Origin of the sequence: Saccharomonospora iraqiensis subsp. paurometabolica YIM 90007, assembly GCF_000231035.2 — a bacterium.
Classification (GTDB): domain Bacteria; phylum Actinomycetota; class Actinomycetes; order Mycobacteriales; family Pseudonocardiaceae; genus Saccharomonospora; species Saccharomonospora paurometabolica.
In genome coordinates this window covers 47,955-55,286 of sequence record NZ_KI912215.1, presented here as the reverse complement: position 1 = coordinate 55,286, position 7,332 = coordinate 47,955, and the positions used below count along the sequence as shown (strand labels likewise).

Here is a 7,332-nt window from a genome sequence, read left to right as displayed (position 1 = left end):
CGGACCGGCGCCGCGCCGAACTCGTGCGGGAGATGCTGGTCGGCAGCCTGGCCGACCCGCCGAGCCTGACCGAGCTCGCCCGCGAGACCGGGCTGAGCCGCTACGCCCTGCTGCGCGGCTTCCGCGCGCGGTTCGGGCTGCCGCCGCACACCTACCTCACCCAGGAGCGCGTCCGCACGGCCAAGCGGCTGCTGGACGCCGGACACCGCCCCGCCGAGGTCGCCGCGGCGGTCGGGTTCACCGACCAGGCGCACCTGTCCCGGCACTTCCGCCGCGTCGTCGGCGTCCCACCCGGTGCCTACGCCCGGGGGCGCGCCGGTCCGTGAGGGTGGCCAAGCTGTGCCGGACACGGGGCGGGGACGGGCGCAACAACGTACAAGACCGCCTCCGCCGCCCGGCCTAGCCTCACGGCCGTGTTGCGATCCGACCTCGACCCCGACCGGGACGACGTCGCCAAGACCATGGCGGCGGCGAGCTCGTTCGTGTCCGACTTCCTCGACTCCCTGCCCCACGCCCCCGTGTCCGGGCCGGACGTGGTGCCCTCCGGGCTGCACGCCCCACCCGGTGAACAGCCGGGTGAGTTCGACGCGCTGCTGGCCACCGTCTCGGACGCGGCCGCACGCGCCGTGGAGACCGCGAGCGGCCACTACTTCGCCTACTTCCCCTCCGGGGGCCTGTTCTCCTCGGCCGTGGCCGAACTGCTCGCGCAGACGGTCAACCGGTTCACCGGTGTCAGCGCGATGGCCCCCGGCCTGGTGGCCCTGGAGCGCAGCGTCCTGCGCTGGCTGTGCGACGAGTTCGGCCTGCCCGCGGGCTCGGGCGGCCTGCTCACCAGCGGCGCCTCCACGGCGACGCTGTCGGCCCTGGTCGCCGCCCGGGAGCGGGCCGTGCGCGCGGGCGCCCCGCTCGAGAAGCTCACCCTGTACGTCACCACGCACACCCACCACTGCGTGGCCAAGGCCGCCCGGATCGCCGGGCTGAACCCCGGGCAGATCCGCACCGTGCCCACCACCGCCGAACACCGCATGGACCCGGAGGCCGCGCGGGAGGCCGTGGCGGCCGACCGGGCGGCGGGGAACCGGCCGTTCCTGCTGGTGGGCACGGCGGGCGCGACCAGCACCGGGACCGTCGACCCGCTGCCCGAGCTGGCCCGGCTCGCCGCCGACGAACAGCTGTGGTTCCACGTGGACGCCGCCTACGGCGGCGGCTTCGTGCTCACCGACCGCGGCCGCCACATCCTGCGCGGCATCGAGCGGGCGGACTCCCTCACCCTCGACCCGCACAAGAGCCTGTTCCTGCAGTACGGCACCGGCGCGCTGCTGGTGCGCGACACCGAGGCGCTGCGCGCCGCGCACGCCGCGACGGCGGACTACCTCCAGGACGTCGACGACGACGGCACCGCGCCGGACTTCGCCGACCTCGGGGTGGAACTGACCCGCGATTTCCGGGGCCTGCGCCTGTGGCTGCCGCTGCACCTGCACGGCGTCGCCGCGTTCCGCGCGGCCCTGGACGACAAGCTCGACCTGGCCGCCCACGCCGACCGGCGGCTGCGGGAGTTCGCGGACGTGCCGCTGCGTCCGGACCTGACCGTGCTGAACTTCCGCGCGCCGGGCGGAGGGGCCACCGGGCAGGCCCGGGACGAGGCGAACCGGGCGCTGCTGGCCCGGCTCAACGCCACCGGCCGGATCTTCCTCTCCAGCACCCGGCTGGACGGGCGCAACACCCTGCGGATGTGCGTGCTCAGCCACCGCACCGGCCGCGCGCACGTCGACGACGCGGTGGAGCTGATCCGGAACGGCATCGAGGGCCGCCTGCCCTGACCGGTGCCCCGGGACACGGGGGTGTGCGGTGCGGTCGGTTGCGGTCGGCGCGCGCCTCACACGCCCCAGTCCGGGCGCAGGGGCATCCCCGAGGAGCCGGAGGCATCCGTCTTCACCCCGAGCACCTGGTGCAGCTCGATGCCGCGGCGCTCGAAGGACAGTCGGGAGGCGGCCATGTACAGCGCCCACACCCGCGCGCGGCGGACACCGGCCTCGGCCACCGCCTCCGTCCAGTGCTCGGCCAGGTTCGCGCACCACGCCGCGAGGGTGCGCGCGTAGTGCTCCCGCAGGTTCTCCTCGTGCCGCACCTCGAAGCCGTGGTCCTGCATCGCCGAGACGAGCGTGCCGACCCCCTCCAGCTCCCCGTCGGGGAAGACGTAGCGGTCGATGAACGGGCCGGTGCGGTGCGGGTCCCGGGTGGTGGGGCGGGTGATGCAGTGGTTGAGCAGCCGCCCGCCCGCGCGCAGCCGGGCGGCGAGGAACCGGAAGTACGCGGGCAGGTTGCGGGCGCCGATGTGCTCGGTGAGCCCGATGGAGGCCACGGCGTCGAAGCCGGCCTCGGCCACGTCGCGGTAGTCGCCGTGCACCACCCGGGCGCGCCCGTCCAGGCCCCGCGCGCGGAGGTGTTCGCGGCCCCAGTCGGCCTGTTCGCGGGACAATGTCACGCCCAGCGCCTCGACGCCGTAGTGCTCGGCGGCGTGCGCGACCATGCCGCCCCAGCCGCAGCCGACGTCGAGCAGCCGCATCCCCGGCCGCAGGCCGAGTTTGCGGCACGCCAGGTCGAACTTGTGGAACTGGGCCTGCTCCAGGCTCGCCTCCCCGGAGGGGAAGCAGGCGCAGGTGTAGGCCATCGACGGGCCGAGCACCAGTTCGTAGAACCGGTTCGACACGTCGTAGTGCCGCGAGATCGCGGTGCTGTCCCGGCTCCGGGAGTGCCGCAGGCCGCGCAGCCCCCGCCGGATCCGGCCGGGTGCCTCCTCCGGCGGCACCGCGACCGGCCGCAGATAGCGCGGGCCGAGCTCGGTCAGCACCGCGAGCTTGGCGCCGGTGTCCAGACCGTCCACCAGGTCGAGGACCTCGGCCAGCACGTCGCGCAGGTCGCCGACGACGTCGAGGTGCCCGGTGACGTAGGCGCGGGCCAGCCCGAGCTCGCCGGGCGCGGACAGCAGGTAGCTCAGCGCCAGCGGGGACCGCACCTCGATGCGGGGCGACCCTTCGGGATCCCCGAGGACCGTGCCGTCGAAGGCCCGGACCGCGACCCGCTCCCCGTCGCCGAACACGCGCGCGAGTACGGGCGCGAGCGGGTCACCGCCGCGCGGTCGCCGACCACGACCGCGCGGGCCCGCGGTCCGGTGCCCGTCCGGTGCGGACGTGGCCGCATCCGTGGCCGTGTCCGTGCCGTGCGTGCGGTTCCGGGCCCCCTGTGCCGTCGTGGTGCCGGGTCCGAATTCGCCCACCGTGGCTCACCTTCCCCTCCGCGCGCCCGTCCCACCGGGCGCGTCATCTCGCCCTGACGCACTTGTCGTACAGATCCAGCAGCCGTCGCCGCGGGTCGTAGCGGTCCTTCAGGTCCGCGTAGGCCGTGCCGTTGTAGAGGTGCCAGAAGGTCCGCTCGTCGTAGAAACTCTCCGAGTACAGCGACTTGCGCCCGCCCAGTGCGGTCACCGTGTCCTCGATCCTCCGGTTGTGCGTGCCCGGCGGCCGGTCCCCGCCGGCGGGCACGCTCGCCCAGAACCCGAAGTTGACGTACAACGTGTCCGGGTCCAGCTGATACAGCGGCCACTGCCGGTCGGGGTGGCGCTGCCGGACGGGGCACACCCACACCGGGCTGATCGGGATCTCCCGGTGGAAGAAGTCGAGGAACTCGGCGGCGGACCGCACGGGGACCTCCACGTCCTGCACCACCATCTCGCGCGGGGGTCTGCGCAACAGTCCGCGCGCACGGTCCAGCACACGGTGCCGCCGCTCGAACGACACGATCCGGTGGTACACGTCCGAGCGCAGCCTGCGCGGGCCGACCAGCAGCCGCACGGGCCGGTGCTGCACCCCGAGGGCCCCGGAGCACCAGAACCAGTCGGTGTCCCAGCGCCAGAGGTAGTCGCGGGTGTGCAGGTAGTCGATGTCCCGCCTGCGGATCGAGGTGTAGTAGATGTCCAGCCAGGTGTAGTCGCTGGTCTCCGGGGCCTCGTCGGTGAACGTGCCCAGCGTCAGATACATCTCGTGCGGGGAGAAGATTGTGCCGTCCACGAAGTCGGCGGCCCCGTCGCGGCAGACGCGGTCCAGTTCGGCGAAGTACGTGCGCGGGTCGCTGTGCCGGACGTGCCGCAGGCGCACGTACGGCTTGACGGGTTGGAGCTCGATCGTCAGCCGGAGCGCGTAGCCGAGGGTTCCGTAGGAGTTGGGGAAGCCGAAGAACAGGTCGCGGTGCTCGTTGTCCGGCCGGGCGAGGACGATCCGCCCGTCCCCGGTGAGGATCTCCATCTCCAGGACCGACTCGTGCGGCATGCCGGCCCGGAACGAGGACGACTCGATCCCGAGCCCGGTGACCGCCCCGCCCACCGTGATGGTCTTCAGCTGCGGCACGACCAGCGGCATCAGCCCGTGCGGGAGGGTCGCGTCCACCAGGTCCTCGTAGGTGACCATCCCCTCGACGTCCGCGGTGCGGGAGACCGGGTCCACGTGCAGCACGTGCGTGAAGCCGGAGACGTCGAGCCGGGGCCCCGCGGCGCGGGCACGGGGACGGAACAGGTTCGAGGTCCGTTTCCCCAGTCGTACCGGCGAGTCCGTTCCCACGGTGGCCAGTCGCGCGCGCAGCGCCGCCAGCCGGGCCCGGTGCCCGTCGTCGGTCGGAGCGGGGATCTCGAGCGCCCGGTCGTGAAGCACCATGCCGTCAATGATCGGGCGGGACGGGACGTGGTGCCAGGCGACGGACGGAGTTTCACCCGTTTCCCGCGAAGCGCACGGCGACGTCGGTGACTTGACCGATTTTCAACCCATCGAGAGGGGGATTCGGTGTGTTTTTCGTCTCCCCCGCCGGGTATATCAAGATCATCCGGCCGTCGAAAGGAGATCCCGATGCAGTACGACCCCGACCCGGCGACGCTGGACCACGCCGAGTCCGGAGAGGCCGGCACCACCCTGGGCACCGCATCCGGTGTCGGACGGGTCGCCGTGTTCGACGAGGACGACGAGTTGGAACCGACCATCGTGCGCGGGCGGGAGTGAGCACCCCGGGGACCGCGCACACGGCGAGGGCCGACGGTCGGGGCGGATCCGCCTCGGGGATCCGTCCCGCACCGTCGGCCCTCGGTGGTTCCCGTGCCGTCCACCGGTGTCGTACCGCCCGGCCTGTCGGTCCGGGCGGCTCACCGGCCTTCCCGGCCCTCCTCCATCTCCTCGCCGAAGCCGGCGACGGCGGGGTCGTCGTCGGCGGGCGGCTCCGGGTCGCGCCACTCCTCGGCCCGGCTCGGGCGGTTGCCCTTGAGCATGCCCTGCATCTCGGCCTTGAGCTCGTCGTCCTCGCGGGGGCTGTGGGTGTCGCTGTCGCGGTGCATCCGCGCGGCTCCTCTCACCGGGTCGCACACGTCCGTCGTGACTGCCTACCCGTGCGCCACACGGGTGAAACACCGGGTTGACCGTCGCTCGTTCCGGGTATGCGACGCGGGATCCGGTAGTGACCGCGGTGTACGGGAGGAGCCATGACCGCGCAAGGTCCGGACCCCGACCCGCGGGACACGCCGGGTCTCGAGGAGGGCGGTGGTGTTCCCCCTGGGGAGACACCACCGGATTCCGCGCAGACGTCCGCGACCACGCACCGCGAACCACGGCAGTCGAAGGCGATGTCGGTGGCGTGGGTGGTGACGATCGTGCTGGCGGTCGTGCTGGTCGCGGGCTTCTTCCTCGCCTATCTGATCGTCTACCTCGTCAACGGTGGCTAGGAGGTCCGTGTGCCGAAACGGATTGTGATCGTCGGAGGCGGCTATGTCGGCCTCTACACGGCGCTGCGGCTGCAGCAGTGTCTGCGGCCCGGTGAGGCCGAGGTGACGGTGGTCAACCCGGAGAACTTCATGGTCTACCGGCCGTTGCTGCCGGAGGTGGCCTCCGGAACGCTCGAACCGCGCCACGCCGTGGTGCCGCTGCGGGCGGTGCTGCGGGGGACCCGGTTCATCGCGGGCACGCTCACCGGTATCGACACCGACCGCCGCACCGCCACCGTGGAGCCCACGGCCGGGCCCCCGTTGACGCTGGAGTACGACGAGCTCGTGCTGGGGCTCGGCGCCACCTCGAAACTGCTGCCCATCCCCGGTCTGGCCGAGCACGGCATCGGCTTCAACTCGCTGGCCGAGGCCGCGCACATGCGCGACCGGGTGCTGGGCCAGCTGGAGATCGCGGCGGCCAGTGACGATCCCGAGCTGCGCCGCCGTGCCCTGACGTTCGTGTTCGTCGGCGGCGGCTACACCGGCGTCGAGGCCGTCGCCGAGTTGCAGGACATGGCGGTTGACGTGCTGGAGGGCTTTCCGGAGATCGACCGCACCGAGATGCGCTGGGTCCTGGTGGAGGCCGTCGACCGGATCCTCGGCACGGTCACCCCCGACCTGGCCGAGCTGGCGACCACCGAGCTGACCGCGCGCGGCATCGACATCCGGCTGAACACCCTGCTGGAGTCCGCCGAGGACGGGGTGCTGGCGCTGTCCGACGGCACCAAGTTCGAGGCCGACACCCTGGTCTGGGTGGCGGGCACCCGGCCGCACACGATCGTGGGGCAGCTCGGTCTGCCCGTCGACGACCGGGGCAGGCTCGTGGTCGACGACACCATGCGGGTCAACGGGCACCCGAACATCTGGTCGGCCGGGGACTGTGCGGCCGTCCCGGACCCGGAGAAGGGCGGCACCTGCCCGCCGACCGCCCAGCACGCGGTACGGCAGGCCCAGCAGCTCGGCGACAACCTGCTGTACACGGTGCGCGGGCGCTCGGTGAAACCGTTCCGGTACAACAGCCGCGGCGAGTTCGTCACGCTGGGCAAGAACAAGGCGGTGGGCGAGGTGCTGGGCCGCAAGGTGAACGGCTCGCTGGCCTGGACGCTGCGCCGGGCCTACTACGCCACCCAGATCCCGACGTGGAACCGCACCGTGCGGGTGCTGGGCGACTGGCTCGTCGGGATGCCGTTCGGGCACGACGTCGTCAACTTCGGCTCCCGGGAACAGCCGCGGGGCGCGTTCGAGGAGGCCGCCCGCACCGACTGAGCGCGGTGGGAGGCGGGTGCCGCCGTCCCGGTGCGGTGGTCAGCCGCCGAACCGGGACCGCACCGCGGCGCGGAGGTCGTCGGCCCAGGCGCGCAACTGCCGTTCGCCCTCCTCGGCGTCGGCGCCGGTGGGGTCGCCGAGGACCCCGTTCGCGCTCACCGCGCGAACACCGTCCCGCACCAGCGTGTCCCACAGCCGGTCGACCGGGGCCGTGTTGCCCGGCTCCGCCCGCGCGAGCCGGACGTCGGCGGGCCGCAGCCGCAGCAGCA

General features: G+C 73.1%; 9 protein-coding genes. 5 read left to right on the top strand and 4 right to left on the bottom strand.

From position 1 onward, the window contains the following. Both SACPADRAFT_RS25975 and SACPADRAFT_RS0206650 read left to right on the top strand, forming a co-directional pair. A partial coding sequence (locus tag SACPADRAFT_RS25975) for a helix-turn-helix transcriptional regulator (RefSeq protein WP_007025723.1) occupies positions 1-326 on the top strand: 326 nt, incomplete at its 5' end. 87 nt (positions 327-413) lie between these two features. Continuing rightward, a complete protein-coding gene (locus SACPADRAFT_RS0206650) occupies positions 414-1,820 on the top strand; it encodes a pyridoxal phosphate-dependent decarboxylase family protein (protein ID WP_007025722.1) in 1,407 nt (468 codons plus the stop codon). A 56-nt stretch (positions 1,821-1,876) separates the two neighbouring features. On the opposite strand, the gene SACPADRAFT_RS0206645 is transcribed toward SACPADRAFT_RS0206650, so the two are convergent. Beyond that, positions 1,877-3,100 carry an SAM-dependent methyltransferase gene (locus SACPADRAFT_RS0206645; protein WP_051442399.1) on the bottom strand — a complete coding sequence of 408 codons (1,224 nt, stop codon included), beginning with the start codon at positions 3,098-3,100 and terminating at the stop codon, positions 1,877-1,879. 220 nt (positions 3,101-3,320) lie between these two features. Next, positions 3,321-4,706, bottom strand: a complete 1,386-nt coding sequence (locus tag SACPADRAFT_RS0206640; protein WP_007025720.1) for an FAD-binding oxidoreductase — start codon at positions 4,704-4,706, stop codon at positions 3,321-3,323. A gap of 189 nt (positions 4,707-4,895) precedes the next feature. Between SACPADRAFT_RS0206640 and SACPADRAFT_RS32345 the strand changes: the two genes are divergently transcribed. Continuing rightward, on the top strand, positions 4,896-5,045 hold the full coding sequence (locus SACPADRAFT_RS32345) for a hypothetical protein (protein WP_007025719.1): 150 nt from the start codon (positions 4,896-4,898) through the stop codon (positions 5,043-5,045). Positions 5,046-5,185: 140 nt separating this feature from the next. Here the strand turns inward: SACPADRAFT_RS32345 and SACPADRAFT_RS0206630 are convergent, their stop codons facing one another. Beyond that, positions 5,186-5,374, bottom strand: coding sequence for a hypothetical protein (locus tag SACPADRAFT_RS0206630; RefSeq protein ID WP_007025718.1), 189 nt, complete (start codon positions 5,372-5,374; stop codon positions 5,186-5,188). Between the two features lie 144 nt (positions 5,375-5,518). Between SACPADRAFT_RS0206630 and SACPADRAFT_RS0206625 the strand changes: the two genes are divergently transcribed. Both SACPADRAFT_RS0206625 and SACPADRAFT_RS0206620 read left to right on the top strand, forming a co-directional pair. Continuing rightward, positions 5,519-5,758 (top strand): DUF6480 family protein, encoded by a 240-nt coding sequence (locus SACPADRAFT_RS0206625; protein WP_007025717.1) that lies wholly within the window; start codon positions 5,519-5,521, stop codon positions 5,756-5,758. Between the two features lie 9 nt (positions 5,759-5,767). Next, on the top strand, positions 5,768-7,063 hold the full coding sequence (locus tag SACPADRAFT_RS0206620; protein ID WP_007025716.1) for an NAD(P)/FAD-dependent oxidoreductase: 1,296 nt from the start codon (positions 5,768-5,770) through the stop codon (positions 7,061-7,063). A gap of 39 nt (positions 7,064-7,102) precedes the next feature. Here the strand turns inward: SACPADRAFT_RS0206620 and SACPADRAFT_RS25970 are convergent. Beyond that, positions 7,103-7,332: creatininase family protein (locus tag SACPADRAFT_RS25970; protein ID WP_040924025.1), on the bottom strand; the 230-nt coding region annotated here is incomplete at its 5' end.